Annotated in this window: 21 protein-coding genes; 16 read left to right on the forward strand and 5 right to left on the reverse strand. The window is 42.6% G+C overall.

Annotated features, from left to right (window positions below):
- Positions 1 to 222 precede the first annotated feature (222 nt).
- Positions 223 to 924, reverse strand: coding sequence for a ComF family protein (locus ACTD55_RS17090; protein ID WP_438865542.1), 702 nt, complete (start codon positions 922 to 924; stop codon positions 223 to 225).
- Positions 925 to 996: 72 nt separating this feature from the next.
- Between ACTD55_RS17090 and bioH the strand changes: the two genes are divergently transcribed.
- The 3 genes from bioH to ACTD55_RS17105 all read left to right on the forward strand — a co-directional run bounded on the left by bioH (position 997) and on the right by ACTD55_RS17105 (position 3,217).
- Entirely contained in the window at positions 997 to 1,782 is a 786-nt protein-coding gene (gene bioH, locus ACTD55_RS17095) for a pimeloyl-ACP methyl ester esterase BioH (RefSeq protein WP_438865543.1), read from the forward strand.
- Between the two features lie 117 nt (positions 1,783 to 1,899).
- Positions 1,900 to 2,241 (forward strand): hypothetical protein, encoded by a 342-nt coding sequence (locus tag ACTD55_RS17100; protein ID WP_438865544.1) that lies wholly within the window; start codon positions 1,900 to 1,902, stop codon positions 2,239 to 2,241.
- 19 nt (positions 2,242 to 2,260) lie between these two features.
- Positions 2,261 to 3,217, forward strand: coding sequence for a putative metalloprotease CJM1_0395 family protein (locus tag ACTD55_RS17105; protein ID WP_438865545.1), 957 nt, complete (start codon positions 2,261 to 2,263; stop codon positions 3,215 to 3,217).
- A gap of 54 nt (positions 3,218 to 3,271) precedes the next feature.
- Here ACTD55_RS17105 and ACTD55_RS17110 read toward each other — a convergent pair whose 3' ends face one another.
- The 3 genes from ACTD55_RS17110 to fkpA form a co-directional block, all read right to left on the reverse strand.
- Complete coding sequence (locus tag ACTD55_RS17110; protein ID WP_438865546.1) at positions 3,272 to 5,590, reverse strand: Tex family protein; 2,319 nt, start codon at positions 5,588 to 5,590, stop codon at positions 3,272 to 3,274.
- 127 nt (positions 5,591 to 5,717) lie between these two features.
- Positions 5,718 to 6,206, reverse strand: coding sequence for a transcription elongation factor GreB (gene greB / locus ACTD55_RS17115; protein ID WP_438865547.1), 489 nt, complete (start codon positions 6,204 to 6,206; stop codon positions 5,718 to 5,720).
- 527 nt (positions 6,207 to 6,733) lie between these two features.
- Positions 6,734 to 7,510: an FKBP-type peptidyl-prolyl cis-trans isomerase gene (gene fkpA, locus ACTD55_RS17120; protein WP_438865548.1), complete on the reverse strand. Its 777-nt coding sequence runs from the start codon at positions 7,508 to 7,510 to the stop codon at positions 6,734 to 6,736.
- Between the two features lie 253 nt (positions 7,511 to 7,763).
- Here fkpA and ACTD55_RS17125 point away from each other — a divergent pair, with 253 nt between their 5' ends.
- From ACTD55_RS17125 to ACTD55_RS17135, 3 genes are read left to right on the forward strand one after another with little or no spacing between them, the layout of a single operon-like run.
- Complete coding sequence (locus ACTD55_RS17125; RefSeq protein ID WP_438865549.1) at positions 7,764 to 8,744, forward strand: WD40 repeat domain-containing protein; 981 nt, start codon at positions 7,764 to 7,766, stop codon at positions 8,742 to 8,744.
- A complete protein-coding gene (locus tag ACTD55_RS17130) occupies positions 8,741 to 8,953 on the forward strand; it encodes a SlyX family protein (RefSeq protein WP_438865550.1) in 213 nt (70 codons plus the stop codon). The genes ACTD55_RS17125 and ACTD55_RS17130 overlap by 4 nt, the downstream gene beginning before the upstream one ends.
- A gap of 17 nt (positions 8,954 to 8,970) precedes the next feature.
- Positions 8,971 to 9,876 (forward strand): formate/nitrite transporter family protein, encoded by a 906-nt coding sequence (locus ACTD55_RS17135; protein WP_438865551.1) that lies wholly within the window; start codon positions 8,971 to 8,973, stop codon positions 9,874 to 9,876.
- A 6-nt stretch (positions 9,877 to 9,882) separates the two neighbouring features.
- Here the strand turns inward: ACTD55_RS17135 and ACTD55_RS17140 are convergent, their stop codons facing one another.
- Entirely contained in the window at positions 9,883 to 10,089 is a 207-nt protein-coding gene (locus ACTD55_RS17140; RefSeq protein WP_438865565.1) for a YheV family putative zinc ribbon protein, read from the reverse strand.
- 97 nt (positions 10,090 to 10,186) lie between these two features.
- Between ACTD55_RS17140 and ACTD55_RS17145 the strand changes: the two genes are divergently transcribed.
- The 10 genes from ACTD55_RS17145 to ACTD55_RS17190 all read left to right on the forward strand — a co-directional run bounded on the left by ACTD55_RS17145 (position 10,187) and on the right by ACTD55_RS17190 (position 18,147).
- Positions 10,187 to 12,097, forward strand: a complete 1,911-nt coding sequence (locus tag ACTD55_RS17145) for an ATP-binding cassette domain-containing protein (protein WP_438865552.1) — start codon at positions 10,187 to 10,189, stop codon at positions 12,095 to 12,097.
- A complete protein-coding gene (locus ACTD55_RS17150) occupies positions 12,081 to 12,527 on the forward strand; it encodes a TIGR02444 family protein (RefSeq protein ID WP_438865553.1) in 447 nt (148 codons plus the stop codon). The genes ACTD55_RS17145 and ACTD55_RS17150 overlap by 17 nt, the downstream gene beginning before the upstream one ends.
- Before the next feature lie 166 nt (positions 12,528 to 12,693).
- A complete protein-coding gene (locus ACTD55_RS17155; RefSeq protein WP_438865554.1) occupies positions 12,694 to 13,695 on the forward strand; it encodes a hydrolase in 1,002 nt (333 codons plus the stop codon).
- A gap of 1 nt (position 13,696) precedes the next feature.
- Positions 13,697 to 13,942 (forward strand): YheU family protein, encoded by a 246-nt coding sequence (locus ACTD55_RS17160; protein WP_438865555.1) that lies wholly within the window; start codon positions 13,697 to 13,699, stop codon positions 13,940 to 13,942.
- A gap of 294 nt (positions 13,943 to 14,236) precedes the next feature.
- On the forward strand, positions 14,237 to 14,677 hold the full coding sequence (gene aroQ, locus ACTD55_RS17165; protein ID WP_438865556.1) for a type II 3-dehydroquinate dehydratase: 441 nt from the start codon (positions 14,237 to 14,239) through the stop codon (positions 14,675 to 14,677).
- 12 nt (positions 14,678 to 14,689) lie between these two features.
- Positions 14,690 to 15,154: an acetyl-CoA carboxylase biotin carboxyl carrier protein gene (gene accB / locus ACTD55_RS17170; RefSeq protein WP_438865557.1), complete on the forward strand. Its 465-nt coding sequence runs from the start codon at positions 14,690 to 14,692 to the stop codon at positions 15,152 to 15,154.
- A gap of 15 nt (positions 15,155 to 15,169) precedes the next feature.
- Complete coding sequence (accC, locus tag ACTD55_RS17175; protein ID WP_438865558.1) at positions 15,170 to 16,510, forward strand: acetyl-CoA carboxylase biotin carboxylase subunit; 1,341 nt, start codon at positions 15,170 to 15,172, stop codon at positions 16,508 to 16,510.
- A 57-nt stretch (positions 16,511 to 16,567) separates the two neighbouring features.
- Positions 16,568 to 17,053, forward strand: a complete 486-nt coding sequence (locus ACTD55_RS17180) for a GNAT family N-acetyltransferase (protein ID WP_438865559.1) — start codon at positions 16,568 to 16,570, stop codon at positions 17,051 to 17,053.
- A gap of 140 nt (positions 17,054 to 17,193) precedes the next feature.
- On the forward strand, positions 17,194 to 17,520 hold the full coding sequence (locus tag ACTD55_RS17185) for a hypothetical protein (RefSeq protein ID WP_438865560.1): 327 nt from the start codon (positions 17,194 to 17,196) through the stop codon (positions 17,518 to 17,520).
- A gap of 51 nt (positions 17,521 to 17,571) precedes the next feature.
- The gene (locus ACTD55_RS17190) at positions 17,572 to 18,147 is read left to right on the forward strand and encodes a CBS domain-containing protein (RefSeq protein ID WP_438865561.1); all 576 of its coding nucleotides are present in this window, start codon (positions 17,572 to 17,574) and stop codon (positions 18,145 to 18,147) included.
- The last annotated feature ends 164 nt before the right edge of the window (positions 18,148 to 18,311 follow it).

Here is an 18,311-nt window from a genome sequence, read left to right on the forward strand (position 1 = left end):
CACTCAAGTAATAATTCGCCTGAACGCCGGACAAAAAGTGTCATAACAATTTAAATTTTATATAGCATTAAGGCTTTCAATTGCTAGAAAACTCAAATTCAACAGGCTCAAAAATAGCGCGACTTAAAAGTGCGTCTATTCCAAGTTCAGATTAGTTACTATATGGCGCTGCTACGGCCATATTCAAGCGAACCAAAACGAAAAATATCGATACTGTTATATTCAATCTGGCAGCGCCACACATATACTCCATATATCTATTCGCATATCAGGATTGGCTTGCTTCAATGTTGTAGCCAGTTCATTTACGGTGGTGCCAGTGGTAATAATGTCATCAAAAATAGCAACATGCTGATAAGCCGGCACTGCATTGAGAACAAAAGCATTGTGCAAATTCTTGCGGCGTTGAGCCCCGGTTAAATCTGTCTGAGGTTGTGTCGCCCGCACTCGACGGCAAAGCTCATATTGTAAATAAAGACCCGTTTGTTTAGTAATATGGCGGGCGATTTCAAGACTCTGATTGTACAAACGCTGCCTAAAACGTCTCGGATGCAGGGGCACCGGAATAACTGCCTGTGGCAAGGTAATTGATTCACTAAGCACATAGTGACAGAACAGGTCAGCCAATGCTTTGGCATACAGTGTCCGATGTGAAAATTTTAAGCCAATTAACATATTACTTAGCGGCCATCGATATGCACCAAGCGCCAATAGTTGCTCACACTTAAGTTGCGGCAAGGCTTGCTGAATAACTGGAAAATTGAGTAAATTAGCTTGGCAATTAGCCAAATCAAACGTCGTTATATCCTGTCGACAACACCGGCAAATCAGTGATGATGACAGTTGCAAACAAATTAAACAGGATTGCTGTTTGAGTATATTAGCTAACAGCGCTTTGAATGGATGAAACGACTCAAGGCTCATATCCCTATTCCTCTTCCTAATTATCCCTTATGCTTAGGCGCTTTGAATCTAAGATTGATAAATATAGACCATATGAACACTTCTGTTTTTAGTCACGCACAAGGTATCGGCCCTGATTTAGTCTTATTACATGGTTGGGGAGTCAACTCCGGTGTGTGGGAGCCACTTGTTCGAGAAATGAGTGCAAATTTTCGGCTAACATGTATTGATCTACCCGGGTTTGGCCGCAGTATAGATTGCTTGCCGGAACAATATGATTTGGCCAGTTTAAGTAATCTGCTGCTCCCCCACATTCCCGCTAATAGCATTATCATGGGTTGGTCTCTAGGTGGACTTGTGGCCAATCAAATAGCCATTGAGCAGCAAGTGGCATTGCGTGGTGTTATTAGCGTGGCATCTTCGCCTAAGTTTGTTGCTGAAAATAATTGGCCAGGCATGGCGCCGGATGTGTTGCAGTTATTTGCCAAGCAACTTGAAGGGGATTTCAATAAAACGCTGGAACGTTTTTTAGCCATACAAGCCTTGGGCAGTCCCAGCGCCCGTAAGGATAGCAAAATACTAAAACAATCGATAAACCAGTACCCTACGCCCTGTGCAGAAGCACTGTATGGTGGTTTAGATATATTGCAGACTGCCGATATTAGAGCGGACCTGGCAAAGCTAAATATTCCCGTATTAAACTGCTACGGCAAACTCGATTCGCTGGTTCCTAGCAAAGTGCATTCATTGATCAGTGACTTATACACCAACAGCCCTCAAACACAGGTCTTTTCTAGCGCTTCACATGCCCCTTTTATCTCTGATCCCGATCGCTTTACAAAGGCCATCACTGAGTTTGTCCATTCAATTTCCCCTTAATGCTATAACCACAGACTGTAACCAAACATTCATCAGGCGAAACAAAAACTAATAAACGCTTCAAAAATACCTATTTTTGGTTAATAATTAACCATGAGGTATGAGAGGAGTAGTGATATGTCGTTTAACGTGACCGATAGTGTCAATTCAGCATTGTTATCTGGAGCATTTGAATCCGGTAAATTTGGCTTGCAAAAAGCCTCTAACGGGATAACTCAAGCATCTATCGATATTGCGAATAAAGCCGCCGAACCGCGCGATACAAACGCAGTTTTAGCCGATGCAGCCAAACAGCAACTGGGTTTGCCACGCAATTTATTATCCGGATTAAACAATCAGGATAATCTAACTAACGATCTGCTTTCATTGCAGAACAATCTTAACTTTGCTCAAGCCTCTTCCAAAGTGGTCGGCACCGCACATGATGTGCTTGGCAAGATAATTGACGATATTGCCTAACTAATAATCGAGTATTTTGATGAATATCGTCACCCCACTCCCTACTGCAATACCGTTTACTACATCCAATGTGAACACGGAATCTGCGCGTCGCGATAGTCAGTTGCGCGAAACGATTCCCGCACTATCCAACGGTGAAAAATCCGCAGCAGAGAGTGGATTAGGATCAGAATCAGACAAAGCGAAAGCAGCAGGGCAACCCCCTTTACCCGTCACCTATGAAAAACCGCAACCCAACCAGACTGCGGCAAATCAAAATTCGCCGGGCAAAGATAATGCTGAAGATCCTAGTGCAGGCAAACAAAATGCCGAGGATAAACAGCAAGAACAACAGCAGCGTTCTGATAAGCAAGAAATTGAAGAACTAAAAGATCGGGATACTGAGGTCAGAAATCATGAGCAGGCTCATGCTCAAACCGGTGGGCAATATGCAGGTGCACCAAACTTTGAATTTAAATCAGGTCCTGACGGACAGCGTTATGCGGTAAGTGGTGAGGTGTCAATCGACATCTCGTCAGAAGCCACCTCTGAAGAAACGTTGCGTAAAATGCAACAAGTCAGGGCTGCCGCTTTAGCCCCCACCGAGCCTTCCCCACAAGATTTAAACGTGGCCAGTGAAGCGAGCAAAAAAGCCAGCGAAGCTAGAGCCGAGATAGCCGCTAAAAGCGCGGAAGAAACCAAACAAAGTTTCACTGATGTCTTTAGCGATGAACCAGCAGACACCAAAGTTGGCCCTGAATTAGCGGATATTGTAACAGGCAGTGGAGTTGACTCGGTTCGTCGTTCCTTACGTGAAGACGATCCTGTCGCTGCAGCAGGGGGAGCAGAAGTTTCTCTTGAAAGCAGTGACAATGAGCAAATCCGCCAGCGTTTAGAACAGCGGGATCCACTAATCAATCGATTTGCTTTACGCATTACCGACCATTATTTACAAACATCTCAACCGAATGACCCCAACATTCAGTTAAGTGCCTAGTATCATTGCAGTGATTTAAGTGGCAATCCACTATTGCCACTAAACCTTAATTAACTAACCTCTACGTTTTGCATTGGCAAAAGCATCGGCTAACGCATTCCCCATAATCGCATTGCCACGATTGGCTTGAGGTTGGGCTCCCCGACTAGTTTTTGGGGCTTTTTCATGGACTTTTTTAGTGTTTTTCTCTGCTGGTTTAGCCACCACTTCATCATCCATTCGCATGGTTAATGAAATACGTTTACGTGCAACATCTACTTCCAACACTTTAACTTTAACAATATCGCCAGCTTTAACTACTTCACGGGGATCGGAAACAAACTTGTTAGTCAGCGCCGAGATATGCACCAGACCATCCTGATGAACCCCAACATCCACAAAAGCACCAAAATTAGCCACGTTGGTAACGACACCTTCTAACGTCATGCCTAATTTAAGATCTGAAATTTTGTCCACACCATCTTTAAAGGTCGCGGTTTTAAACTCGGGGCGAGGATCACGGCCTGGTTTTTCTAACTCTTTAAGAATATCGGTAATGGTTGGCAAACCAAATTCATCACTAACAAATGTGTCTGGCTTCAAGCGTCGTAATAGCTCAGTATTACCAATTAAATCATTCACAGCCGTTCCCGCTGTTTCAACAATTTTGGTCACCAATGGATACGCTTCAGGGTGCACCGCAGAACGATCCAACGGATCCTTACCATTCATCACCCGCAAGAATCCAGCAGCCTGTTCAAAAGCTTTGGGTCCCAATCGGTCCACGTTTAACAATTGCTTGCGCCCTTCAAACGCACCATGAGTATCACGAAATTGCACAATATTATTAGCGAGCGTTTTGTTTAATCCTGACACATGAGAAAGCAAAGCTACGGAAGCGGTATTTAAGTCGACACCCACCGCATTCACACAATCTTCTATGACAGTCTCAAGACTTTTACCTAAATTACTTTGACTCACATCATGCTGATATTGACCTACACCAATGGCTTTAGGTTCGATCTTCACCAGCTCAGCCAACGGATCTTGCAAACGTCGAGCAATGGATACGGCACCTCTTAAGGACACATCCATATCGGGAAATTCTTTGGAGGCTAACTCAGAGGCCGAATAAACCGACGCTCCAGCTTCACTCACCACTATTTTATTTAAACCAAACTGGGGATTGGCTTTAATCAATTCAGCAACGAGCTTGTCAGTTTCTCGTGAGCCAGTACCGTTACCAATACTAATTAGTTGCACTTTATATTGCTGACACATATTGGCCAACGTTCTAACCGATTTATCCCAATGATTTTGTGGCGCATGAGGGAAGATGGTATTGGTCGCCAGTACTTTCCCGGTTTCATCTACTACTGCGACTTTTACACCGGTACGCAAGCCCGGATCGAGCCCCATTGTCACTTTAGCTCCGGCTGGCGCAGCCATTAATAAATCATTTAAGTTTTTGGCAAAGACTTGTATTGCTTCTTGCTCGGCATTGTCGCGCAACAAACCAAACAACTCATTTTCCATATGCAGTAATGTTTTAATCCGCCACGTCCACTGCACAACGGATTGTAACCACTTATCTGCAGCACGATCAGAAAAGGTTAAGCCTAAATGTTCCGCAATTATCACTTCACAATATGAGCTTCGCACATCATCTTGCTGACCGGGATCAGCGACCAAACTGACTTGTAGAATACCTTCATTACGCCCCCTGAACATAGCCAATGCCCGATGAGAAGGGGTTTTCATTAGCTTCTCTGTATGTTCAAAATAGTCCGAAAATTTAGCTCCGGCTTGTTCCTGACCAACCACGACCTTACTGCTGATAAAAGCATGTTCGATTAGATGCCGTCTGATTTTTTGCAGTAACACCGCATCCTCGGCAAAGCGCTCCATCAAAATAAATTTGGCACCATCTAGAGCCGCTTTGGTGTCTGCAACACCAGCATCTGGATTAACATAATCTGCCGCTTGCTGATCTGGATCTAATGTCGGGTCAGCGAATAAGGCATCGGCCAGCGGTAATAATCCTGCTTCGATGGCGATCTGACCTTTCGTTCGGCGCTTAGGCTTATAAGGCAGATACAAATCTTCCAGCTCAGTTTTACTTTGTACGCGAGTTAACTGTGTTTCTAATTCCGGGGTCAGCTTTTCCTGTTCACGGATAGACTTGATAATGACTTGCCGTCTATCTTCCAACTCACGCAAATATTGCAAACGCTGCTCCAGCTGACGCAATTGAATATCATCCAACCCTTGCGTTGCTTCTTTCCTATACCGAGCAATGAAGGGAACAGTTGCGCCATCATCTAATAAAGCGATGGCGGCTTGTACCTGTTGAGGACTGACCTGAAGTTCGTTAGCGATTGTGTTAGTTATCATGTAAAAGCTCTTGCTGGTAAATTGAAACGTCTAATTTGAAGGCATCTATAAGGGTTAATTGAGCAGTTTATCATTGGTAGCGGATCGGACAGAGTACTTTTTAAACTTGTCAGACTTAACGGTACTATTACTCCTCAAATGGCAACGAATAACGAATGTTAACCACATACCATTGTTTTGCACCATTCGGGGTTTGCACAACAACCTCATCATCAACCTGTTTTTTTAACAGTGCCCGTGCCATTGGAGAGTCAATAGAAATATAATCTTTTGCATCACCATATATTTCTTCGGGGCCAACAATTCTGAATTGCTTGACATCACCGACATCATTCTCAATTTCAACCCAAGCGCCAAAAAACACTCTCCCTTCTTGCTGCGGCGAATAGCTGACTATTTGTAATTCAGGCAGTAATTTTCTTAGATAACGAACACGACGATCAATTTCTCTTAACTTGCGTTTGTTATATTGATAATCGGCATTTTCACTTCGATCACCTAAGCTGGCTGCCCAAGTAACAATCTTGGTTATTTCCGGCCTTTGGTTATACCAAAGTTCATCATGTTCATCTTTTAGCTTTTTATAGCCTTCCGCTGTAATTAATTTTGTTTTCAAGTCCGAACCTTATTATAAAAATAGCGACTCATCTTTAAGAAGATTATTCTGACTAGCGCGCCAATTCATCGAATGACAATTTGCAGTTTACCCTTAGGTTAACCGAGTACCTTATCCATTAGTTTAGTCACCGTGAAGCAAAATTTATTCAGCTATTATGTGGCAACAGATTAGCGCTTTTTGTTATAAAAAATCACTAACTAAACCGCTAGGGTGAACTACACTATAACTAACACCGCAGATAAACAGGAGGTCGATTATAAAGCGTTCTGAATATCAGGTTTACCTCAATGTTAACGCATAAAAAATGGCAACAAACGCTATTGATTGAAAGAGGTAAGTCATTGAAATACATACTTTCCAGTTCAACAATCAGCCGGGCTAACCGGTCATCATCCCCCGTATAACGGGACATAAAATGAATGGGAAAAGGCTCAGCAAGGAAAACAAGCTGAATATCATTGAAAACAAAGCCGGGTCGAATGCCCGGCTTTTTAATTAACGGTCAAATTCCAACCGCCACATTGTTACTCTTTCGCATCGGCTTTTTTGACAATTTCCAATAACTCCACATCAAATATCAATGTTGAATTAGGAGTGATTTTACCGGTACTTCTAGCACCATAAGCCAATTCAGCTGGAATATAAAAACGGTAGGTAGAGCCTACATTCATCAATTGAACACCTTCCGTCCAACCCGCTATCACGCGATTAAGTGGAAATACAGCGGGCTCGTTACGAGCATACGAAGAATCAAATTCCGTTCCATCCAGCAATGTCCCTTTGTAATGCACCTTGACCGTATCTTCAGCTTTCGGCTTTTCACCATCACCTTGTTTAAGTACTTCATACTGAAGACCAGATTCGGTTACCGTTACCCCTTCTCGTTTAGCGTTTTTAGCTAAGTACGCCTCACCGGCCTTAATATTTTCTGCACCAGCAGCTTCTGCTTTTGCCGCCTGTTTTTCGGTAACTAATGTACGTAACGCTGTAATTTGCTCTTGTATTTGGTCAGAATCCAAAATGGATTTATCTTCACTAGCCGCAATAATGCCTTTCATCACTAATTGACGATCTAATACCACCCCTGTTTCTTCTTGAATGTTTAACTGTTGGTTTAAGTACTGTCCTAATGAAGCACCTAATGCATAAGCCTGTTTTTCTGCATCTGTTTTTAGTTCTACTGCCGACTCTTTAGTTTGCTCTGCAGCAATTTGAGTTTTGCTTTCGTTACTTTGCTCTTGTTGGCACGCAACTAAACCTAGCGATGACAAAAGCAATAATGCAACTGATGTGTACTTCATGAAAATCTCCAAATGATAATAAAATCAATGATGTATAAAAATTAATTGTCAATAAAAAAGACTATTGTGACAAATCGACTCTGGTAAATTACCCCGTCTGTACAAGACAAAAAATAGGACGGCTAATTGACAATAGGATTAGTCTAAAATTCCTTTTAATCGTAAAAACAATTCCGTTGCCATGATGAAATAAGCTGAGTAGTTATATCAAAGCGCTTATACTAAACCCACCGTAGTAAAAGAGAAACCGGTTATGCTGTTGTTTTTTCGATTATGGGTACTTTCCTTAATCCTGACAGGCTGCTCTTTCGCCATAGATGAGCCGTTAAAATCATCGACCCATAGCAAAGGTGGCGCACTCGCTGCAGTTATTGCAAACGACGCCAGTTTAAGTGTGGTGTCGGGCATTTCACAAAATGTGACCGTTTGGGATTTAACTCAAAATACCGCCAAATATCATTGGAGCCATCAAGGTGAAGGCAATAATCTGGTCGTCAGCCTTGCCATTGCTTACGATAATTCTTATGTCGTCACATCAGATAGAGAAGCATTTGGTTTATGGAATCTGACAACAGGTGATCCCGATGGCTTTTGGCGAATTGATGAATCCAATATTCGAGATATTGCCGTATCGAATCAGGGTCGCGGCATTTTAGTCGGACGGAGTAACGGCAAAGTGATGTTTTTTGAACCCAAAACAGGCCGCCGATTAGAGTTTTTAGGTCATCAGGAAAAGATTAACAGTGTAGACTTATCTCCCAACGGCTTTTATGCACTAACCGGTGGCAATGATTATGTGGCTTATTTGTGGGACACTCGCAGTGGTCAAGTCATCTACAAGTTTACCCATCCAAGTCGAGTCACAATGGTGGCACTGGATCCTGAGGGACGTTATGCCTTCACCGCTGATAGTCAAAAGCTGGCCAGAATATGGGATATACAAACGGGCAAGGAAGTTAGCCGCCTGCACTATTTTGAGCGTCAGAAAATTTTCAGTTCTGCCCGGTTTTCTAAAGATGGTAAACAGTTACTTACCGGCTCGCCCACAAGACGCATAGACTTATGGGATGTAGCAACAGGAGAAAAACTACAAGAGTGGCGAGTCGCACCGCGAGAAGGCCCCCAACCTCAAGGAGCCGTTGTTTACGCAGTTGGTTTCCTGAACGAGCATAGTCTAATTTCAGAAAGTAGTAGTGGTTTAGCTGAAGTGTGGCCACTGGAGAGTAACAAGTGAATGAATTAATTAATCAAATAGAACAGTTAGAAACGAAAGTGGCGTTTCAAGAAGATACCATTGAACAACTTAATGACGCTTTAACCAATCAACAACATCAATTGGAAAAATTACAGTTCCAAATGCAATATTTGTTGGATAAAGTGAAAACCATGCAAGGCTCTAATATTGCTCGTGAAGATCAGGATGTACCACCGCCTCACTACTAAAGGCTATAGGAAACACTATGCAAGAACAAAAGTCTCAGATCATTTCCAGTAATGGCGATCCATTATTAAGCAATAAAGAAACCGGCCGTTCCAAAGAGAGAAAGCAAGAAAATAGCGAATTTGTCTCGGTTATCGTTAAACGCACTGACGAAACCTTTCGCCATCCCGATGATATTCTTGAAAAAGCCATACAAGAAGGTAAGGAGCAACTCGAAAGACCTGCAGCCTCTCTGTTTTTATCCGCGGTTGCAGCCGGAATGATTCTCTGTTTTAGTGTGTTAGCGGTAGCAGTAATGGCCAGTTTGATCCCTGATTTAAGCCATGGATTGAATAAGGTCGTTGTGGCCGCAGTCTATCCTCTCGGCTTTGTGCTATGTATTTTAAGTCGAACACAATTATTCACTGAACATACTGCCACCGCGGTGTATCCAGTCTTAGACGGAAAATCCAACTTTAATAAGTTATTCCGCCTTTGGGCGGTCGTCGTGGCCGGTAACTTAGTCGGCGGGGCGGCTAGTGCAGGTCTGTTAAATATCGCAGAGGATGTCATTCAAGCCAGTCGCGGCTATGCCATATTAGCCGAACATTTAATGCATTTTTCCACTACCACGTTGTTTGTTAGCGCCATCTTAGCCGGCTGGTTAATGGCTCTAGGGGCATGGATTGTGCTGTCGACTTATTCAACCTTGAGTCAAATATTTAGCATTTATATCGTAACGTTTATTATCGGTTTAGGCGGGTTACATCACTCAATTGCTGGTTCCATCGAATTGTTTGCTGCTTATTTTGCCAGCGATAATATTGCCTTCTTTGAACTAGTGCCGATCATTTTAACAGTGTTGGCTGGCAATATGGTCGGTGGCAGTGTATTTGTTGCCGTGCTCAACTATGGCCATATTCGTCATAGTCAGCGCAGTAATTAATCGTCACTATTCCGGCTTGAACACACCAATAACTTGTTCCTGATCCCGGCTAGCCTGCTGAACCTTTTCGTCAGGCTGGCTATCATTATATCCGCATTTTACACATTCCAGTTTTTCAATATTATCTTGCCAAAACAGCATAATGCTATCCAAGGCTTTACATTCAGGGCAAACGGCACCAGCTATAAATCGTATTTTGCTTTTTTCTGACATATCCACACAATCATTATTCATCAATGTCCAGTAAACAAGAGTTGTTTGCTGGCTAAGGGATAAGGATAATACCCCAAAATAATCCAATGAGCGAAAGATGATCCAGTTTTCCGATGTCGTACTGATGCGCGGCAGCAAAATATTGTTAGAAGGGGCCAATGCACGTATTTATCCGGGCCATAAAGTAGGGCTCATCGGCGCAAACGGATGTGGTAAATCAAGTCTCTTTGCACTGCTAAAAAAACAATTACAAACCGACCAAGGTGATGTAAATCTGCCACAACAATGGCGCTTAGCCAGCGTGGCACAAGAAACCCCGGCGGTTGAGCGCAGTGCAATTGATTATGTCATTGATGGTGATCAACGTTACCGTGAATTGCAAACACAGTTAGTTGCTGCCGAGCAAAGTCACCAAGGTGAAAAAATCGCCTCTATTCATCTTCAACTTGAAGAAGCCGGCACTTATGATATTCAAGCCAGAGCCGCAACCATTCTCAATGGCCTAGGCTTTTCAGCCGAACAAATAGAGCACCCTGTCACGGCATTTTCAGGTGGTTGGCGCATGCGTCTTAATCTGGCTCAAGCGCTAATATGTCACTCCGACTTATTGTTACTCGATGAACCGACTAACCACCTGGATTTAGATGCCGTTATCTGGCTGGAAAAATGGCTACAACGTTATACCGGAACCTTATTACTAATCTCTCACGATAAGGAATTTCTGGATAATACCATCGGCCATATACTGAGCATTGAACAATGCCAACTGGTCGCATACTCCGGCGGCTACTCTGCTTATGAAAAGCAACGGGCCGAGCGTTTGCGCCTGCAACAAATAAACTATCAGCGTCAGCAAGAAAAAGCGGCGCATTTGCAATCTTTTATCGATCGTTTTGGCGCCAAAGCCAGTAAAGCCAAACAAGCCCAAAGCCGGGTTAAACAACTAGAAAAAATGGAAATGTTACTACCGGCCCATCAGGACAGTGCCTTTTCGTTTTCTTTTCCTCCTCCGCCTAAATTACCTAATCCTTTAGTGAGTATGGATCAGGTTCAGGTGGGTTACGACGACACCATTGTTCTGGAAAAACTACAATTAAACCTGGTTCCGGGAAGCAGGATAGGCCTATTGGGTCGCAACGGTGCCGGAAAATCCACCTTAATTAAATTATTAGCCGGTGAGAAAAAACCAATTCAGGGCGAATACCTTACCTCAGCCGGACTTCAGATTGGTTATTTTGCCCAGCATCAACTGGAATACCTGCGCGGAGAACATACTCCACTTGATCATTTGGTTAGCATAGATCCCAAAGCCACCGAACACAGCCTGCGGACTTTTTTGGGAAGTTTTGGCTTTAATGGAGATGAAGCTCTCAGTCCTGTCGCCCCCATGTCCGGTGGTGAGAAAGCCCGCTTAGTGCTCGCACTGGTGGTGTATCAAAAACCGAATTTGTTATTGTTAGATGAACCAACCAACCATCTGGATCTTGATATGCGACATGCGCTCAATATTGCATTACAAGGATTTTCAGGCGCAATGGTATTGGTTTCCCATGATCGTTTTTTATTGTCTTCGGTCTGTGATGAGTTTTATTTAGTTGATAAGGGTGCGGTTCAATCTTTTGCTGGTGACCTGGACGATTATCGACAATATTTGCTGCAACAATCCGACCCCACCAATCAAGCAGCTAAATCCGATAAGCCCAGTATTGATCGTAAGCAATTAAAACGACTGGAGGCCGAATTTAGACACAAAACACATCCAATGCGGCAGGCAATTAGCAAACATGAAAAAGCAATGCAGCAATATCAAACCGCTCTGGCCGATATTGAACAAACGTTAACAGATACTGATTTATATAGTTCTGAACGAAAGCAAGAACTCACCAACTTATTACAACAACAAGCGACAAAGAAAGCTCAGCTGGATGATATTGAAATGCAGTGGCTTGAATTACAGGAACAGCTTGAGCAATTACAGCAGGAATTTGACCTTGAAATGGCAGGCTAATTCCTTTTGGCACTTTAGTGGTCAAGTTTATAAATCACACAAAATGCTGTGCTTGCATTTACAAGATCACTACCAGCTCAACGTAAATTTGATTTTAGTGGGCCTTTATCTTAATCAGTCAAATACACGCCTTAGCCAAGATGATTGGCGATGCCTCATTGACTCTATTGCTGATTCAGACCAACAAATAAAACAGCTACGCGAACAACGTAGAGCCATTAAAGCTCAAAATAAAGACTACACAGAGCTGTTGGCAATAGAGTTAAATCAAGAAAAAAAACAGCAAAAGCTGATTATAAATCAACTCAACAAACTCAATCCTGCCACGAAAAATCAACCGGATAATTTAAAGTATTATTGTCTCGCTCAAGGGCTTGAACTGGATAGTTGGTTGATTCGACAAATTGCCCAGTTTAACAACTCAAATTAATTGGCTGGATCTGTCAAAATTCAAGCGTATTAAATCGGTATGCTTGCGCTTATGATTAATCTATAGTGAAATTTCACTTTACAGCACAAATTGTCTTCCGATCACTACATACCTGAATACGTTGTTTTCCCAATTTCAGGTTAAATAATAAGAGTTAATAAAAGACGTGAACGCACAAAGTCATGGACAGATTATCACCAGCGAATTTAAGCCGGCTTGGTGGGCAAAAAACAGACACATACAGACTATTTGGCCACGTTTCTTGCAGCGTCGTCAGCAAATCGCTCTCGACTCCCAGCGGTTAGAGTTGCCCGATGGTGACTTTGTTGATCTCAGCTGGACACCTAAACCGCAAAAATGTCATGGCATTGCTGTTCTGTTTCACGGTCTGGAAGGGTCAGCGCACTCCCATTATGCAAAAGACATGTTAGCAATACTGGCTAAACATGGCTGGCATTGCGTTTTAATGCATTTTCGCGGTTGTAGCGAAACTCCGAATAGATTGGCCCGAGCTTATCATTCTGGCGATACGGCTGATGCCGCCTTTATGCTTAATTGGTTACAACAACGTTTTCCCAAACTGAACAAAGTAGCGGTCGGGTTTTCTTTAGGTGCCAATATGCTGTTAAAACTACTCGGTGAATATCCAAAACAAACGTGGCTGCAAGCGGCGGTGTGTGTGTCGCCACCATTTCGCTTAAATGAATGTGCAGATGCAGTAAATCGAGGTTTCTCGCGCAATTATCAAAAATATTTATTAAAAAGTATGATCCGTAAATTACGTCATAAGATGGCATTCATTGATTATCGCGAATGGTTAAAAATTAAAGCCTCTGAGCTAAATCGTCTCACCAGTTTCCGCTTATTTGATGAACACGTCACTTCAAAATTGCACGGTTTTAAAGATGCCGATGACTATTATCAACAATGCAGTGCTGCAGGTTTTAGTCGGCTGATTCAAACCCCGACCCTAATCTTACATTCCAAAGATGATCCCTTTATGAATCACAAGGTCATTCCTACAGCCAATGAATTATCATCGGCAGTCACGCTGGAATTAAGTGACCAGGGAGGGCATGTAGGGTTTATGCAGGGCACACCGTGGAAACCTACAGTATGGTTGCATCAACGTATCCCACAGTTTTTCAGTCAACAGGGGCTTTGCTAAATTGATCATTCCTATTGAACAGTTAGATACAGACACACTACAAAATATTATTGAATCTTTTGTCTTACGGGAGGGCACTGATTACGGTGAAAACGAAGTCGATATGCGGCAAAAAGTCACTCAGGTACACCAACAGCTAATCAATGGCTATGCAGTCATTGTCTATTCAGAATTACATGAGAGTATCGATATTATTCCCGCAGATAAATTTAAACAATCGGTCAATGAATCCGATTTCCCGCAATAAATTGTCGTTGCCGTCTGTGCGACAAATGTCTCCCCAATAATCTAACACCCAATCGGCTACCAATTCATGACTCGGCCTTTGACGAACCTTGTTCATCTATGCGGTAATGAATAAATTTTGAGCCAATCTTCGCTGATAAGACCAGTATTTTGCTGCGATTTATCCAGTCATGACTATAATGGGGAAAAAATTAAGTGGGCCTGTGTGTTTTTTGTTCACTTAACATGATTAAGCTCGTATTCTGTGAAAAAATACGTAAAGATGAGCTTTTAACTACAAGATCGATGCATAATAGTGAAAATTTTATTAGTTAATGGTCCTAACTTAAATATGTTAGGTAAACGTGAACCGGCTATATATGGCTCACAAAGTCTAGACAATATTGTTGAGCAGCTGAAGGAGCTAGCGACCCAACATCAGATCAGCTTGGAACATGTACAATCCAATGCCGAACATCAATTGCTAGACACTATTCATGCTGCGATGGGTAAAGTCGATTTTATTATTATTAACCCCGGAGCATTGACGCACACCAGTATTGCGTTACGTGACGCATTATTAAGTGTGTCGATTCCGTTTATAGAAGTTCATCTATCTAATATTCACAGCCGTGAAGCTTTCCGACAGCATTCTTATTTAGCTGATAAGGCAATAGGGGTGATATGCGGGTTAGGTCCTCAAGGCTATGAATTTGCATTAATGGCAGCCAAACAACATATGGCTAAGCAAAACTAAAGAGAGTGTTCCATGGATATTCGTAAAATTAAAAAACTAATAGAACTGGTTGAAGAATCCGGTATATCTGAGCTTGAGATTACCGAAGGCGAAGAATCCGTTCGTATCCATCGTGGCAGTAGCGCTTCTGCCGTACCGATGCAGTATTCTGTACCCGCCCCAATGCCTCAGGCAGCTCCAACACCTGCGCCTGCAGCCGCTGCTCCAGCAGAAACCGCACAAGCTCAACCAGCCGAAATAACAGGCCACATTGTGCGTTCTCCCATGGTCGGAACATTCTATACATCACCTTCCCCTGGTGCGAAAAACTTTGTGGAAGTCGGCCAACAAGTCAAAGTAGGCGATCCATTATGTATTGTTGAAGCCATGAAAATGATGAACCAAATTGATGCTGACAAGAGCGGAACTATTACCCAAATTCTAATCGAAAACCAAGAACCGGTAGAATTTGATCAACCCATGTTCGTTATCGAATAATAGGCGCTTATGGATATGCTGGATAAAGTACTTATTGCAAACCGTGGTGAAATTGCCCTGCGGATATTACGTGCCTGTAAAGAATTAGGCATTAAAACCGTTGCCGTACATTCCACAGCAGATCGTGGTTTGAAGCATGTATTGCTAGCAGATGAGTCCATCTGTATCGGCCCTGCGTCGGCAACCGAAAGTTACCTGAATATACCCGCAATTATTGCTGCTGCTGAAGTGACCAATTCAATTGCGATTCATCCTGGTTATGGATTTTTAGCCGAGAACGCTGACTTTGCCGACATGATTGAAAAAAGTGGCTTTGTTTTCATTGGCCCCACAGCCGATACCATTCGCTTGATGGGTGATAAAGTCTCGGCTATTAAAGCCATGAAAAAAGCCGGCGTACCCTGTGTTCCCGGTTCCGATGGCCCTTTAACCGATGATCATGAACGCAATAAAACTATCGCTAAACGAATTGGTTATCCCATTATCGTTAAAGCCTCTGGTGGCGGTGGCGGTCGTGGTATGCGAGTGGTTCGCAATGAAGCGGAATTGGCTTCATCGATTGAAATGACTCAGACCGAAGCTGGTGCTGCATTTGGTAACAGCATGGTTTATATGGAAAAATTTCTAGAAAATCCACGCCATGTTGAAGTTCAAGTGTTAGCTGATGGACAAGGTAACGCCATTCATTTAGGTGAACGTGATTGTTCCATGCAACGTCGTCATCAAAAAGTCGTTGAAGAAGCACCTGCTCCTGGTATTACTGCAGAAATGCGTGAAAAAATTGGTGATCGCTGTCGTCGAGCTTGTATCGAGATTGGCTATCGCGGTGCTGGTACCTTTGAGTTTCTATATGAAAATGGTGAATTCTACTTTATTGAAATGAATACACGTATTCAGGTGGAGCATCCTGTTTCAGAGATGATTACTGGTGTTGATTTGATCAAAGAGCAATTACGAGTCGCTGCTGGTCAGCCATTGTCCTTTGAACAATCACAAATTCAGATCCGTGGGCATGCGATTGAATGCCGTATTAATGCTGAAGATCCGGAAACCTTTATTCCTTCTCCCGGCAAAATCAATATGTTCCATCCTCCGGGCGGATTAGGTGTTCGTTGGGATTCACATATTTATGCGGGTTATTCCGTGCCGCCAAACTACGATTCAATGATAGGCAAACTTATCACCTATGGTGAGAGTCGCGATGTGGCCATTGCCAGAATGCGTTTGGCACTTGATGAGTTGGTGATCGAAGGGATCAAAACCAATGTACCATTGCAACGAAAAATTATGGCCGACGAAAACTTTAGAAATGGTGGTACCAATATCCACTATTTAGAGAAGAAATTAGGGCTATGATCAAATTTTAGCCCAGTAACCACTGGGCTAAATTTTCTTTACTATCGGGGATCGATTGTGAGCATTGAAGTCATTATCGCAAACTATTCCGATCCGAAGCACCAACAAGATATTCCCGCTTTACTGAATCAATACGCCCAAGATCCAATGGGATCAGGCGCACCTCTAGCTACGAACGTATTAAAAAACCTCACCGCTGAACTAGCGAAAGTACCTAATGCATTTTCAGTATTATGTTATGTTAATCAACAGCCTGCAGGTCTTGCGAATTGCTTTCAGGGCTTCTCGACATTTAAGTGTAAACCCTTAATTAATATCCATGACTTAGCGGTGTTATCCCAATATCGTGGAGTAGGAATTAGTCAAAGAATACTGCACGTAATCGAACAAGAAGCACAACTTAGAGGCTGCTGTAAAATCACATTAGAAGTACTTGAAGGTAACCATATTGCCCAGCAAGCTTATCTAAAATTTGGTTTTGCGGGCTATCAGCTTGATGTTAAGACAGGTAAAGCGTTGTTTTGGGAAAAGCCAATCTCTTGAAATAGTATTAATAACCTACTTGAATTAATTCGATTTCCCCCTATATCTATTAATACCGAATTAAAAAAATTTCTATTGAACTTTTTAGCACTTATTAGCACCTAACAGTTAACAGCAGTAGAATTAATAGTAAGATAACAATGAATCAGATGTTGGAAAAACCTAAATTTACCTCACTACTCTTAGCAGTTGTGGCGTTGGTTGTTAATCTTTTCCAACCTAATCTAACGTTAACCAAGGGATATAGCGCCCCTGAACTCACCGTTCAAGTAAGCATTAGTGCCGATCAAGATGATCAAAACAAGACTTCCGCTGATCCTGATCTAGATTACTTCATTCCTGCGCATCTTAATAAAACGGATATTATCCGCCAATCAGTCAATAGTATTCCAGCTCAATTACCCGCTCAACGGGTATCAAACTACCAAACAATACAAGCACGTGCCCCACCTTTGAGTTTTGTTTAATACCATTTCTATCCGAAGTATTTAACAAATTAACAATATAAAGGTGAACACATGTCGAACTTTAAATTATTGGCAGCACAAAATTTAGATCAGTATGCACTGAGTCAAGAATCAAAAATTCAACCATTGCAGTTAACTAGCCCAGCAATTGAGATAATGACTAATTACTCTCGTAATCCACCACTGATGCTGGACAAAGAAATGCCCATCGACGAAGCGCTTTCATTAATGAAAAGTGCTCATGTCAGTGTATCACTGGTATCAAATAAACTTGATGGTTTTATAGGAACAGTCTCATTAGTCGATTTGCAAAGTTCTCGTGTACTGAGCGTCGCCAATCGCCTGGGTGTGAACCGCAATGACCTGACGATTGGTCATTTAATGGTACCAAAAAGTCAATTTAAAGGGATCCAATTACAGACCATATTAAACTCTACTATAGGTGATGTATTGCACACCATGGAGCACCTTGGCTTACAACATATATTGGTTATCGCTCAATCAACAATGGAAATAGTGGGAATGATTTCAGCTAGAGACATTTCTAAGCGACTACATATTCCAATTCAGATTAGTCCCTTACCCAGTAGCTTTCAGGAGGTCATGCTGGCCGTTGGTCATCCTTAGTAGCCTGCATAGAATATCGTCAAGAGCCCACATCCAGTGGGCTTTTTTATGCCAATAAGAAGGTGAAGGAGACCGCTTTTAGCTGCACAGCAGCGTGGTTGACTGAACGACCGGCAAGGATGCCGGGCTGGAGATAGCCCCATGGACGGGTGACAGATGATTTC

It is taken from the genome of Neptunicella sp. (genome assembly GCF_048268085.1).
Lineage (GTDB): Bacteria > Pseudomonadota > Gammaproteobacteria > Enterobacterales > Alteromonadaceae > Neptunicella.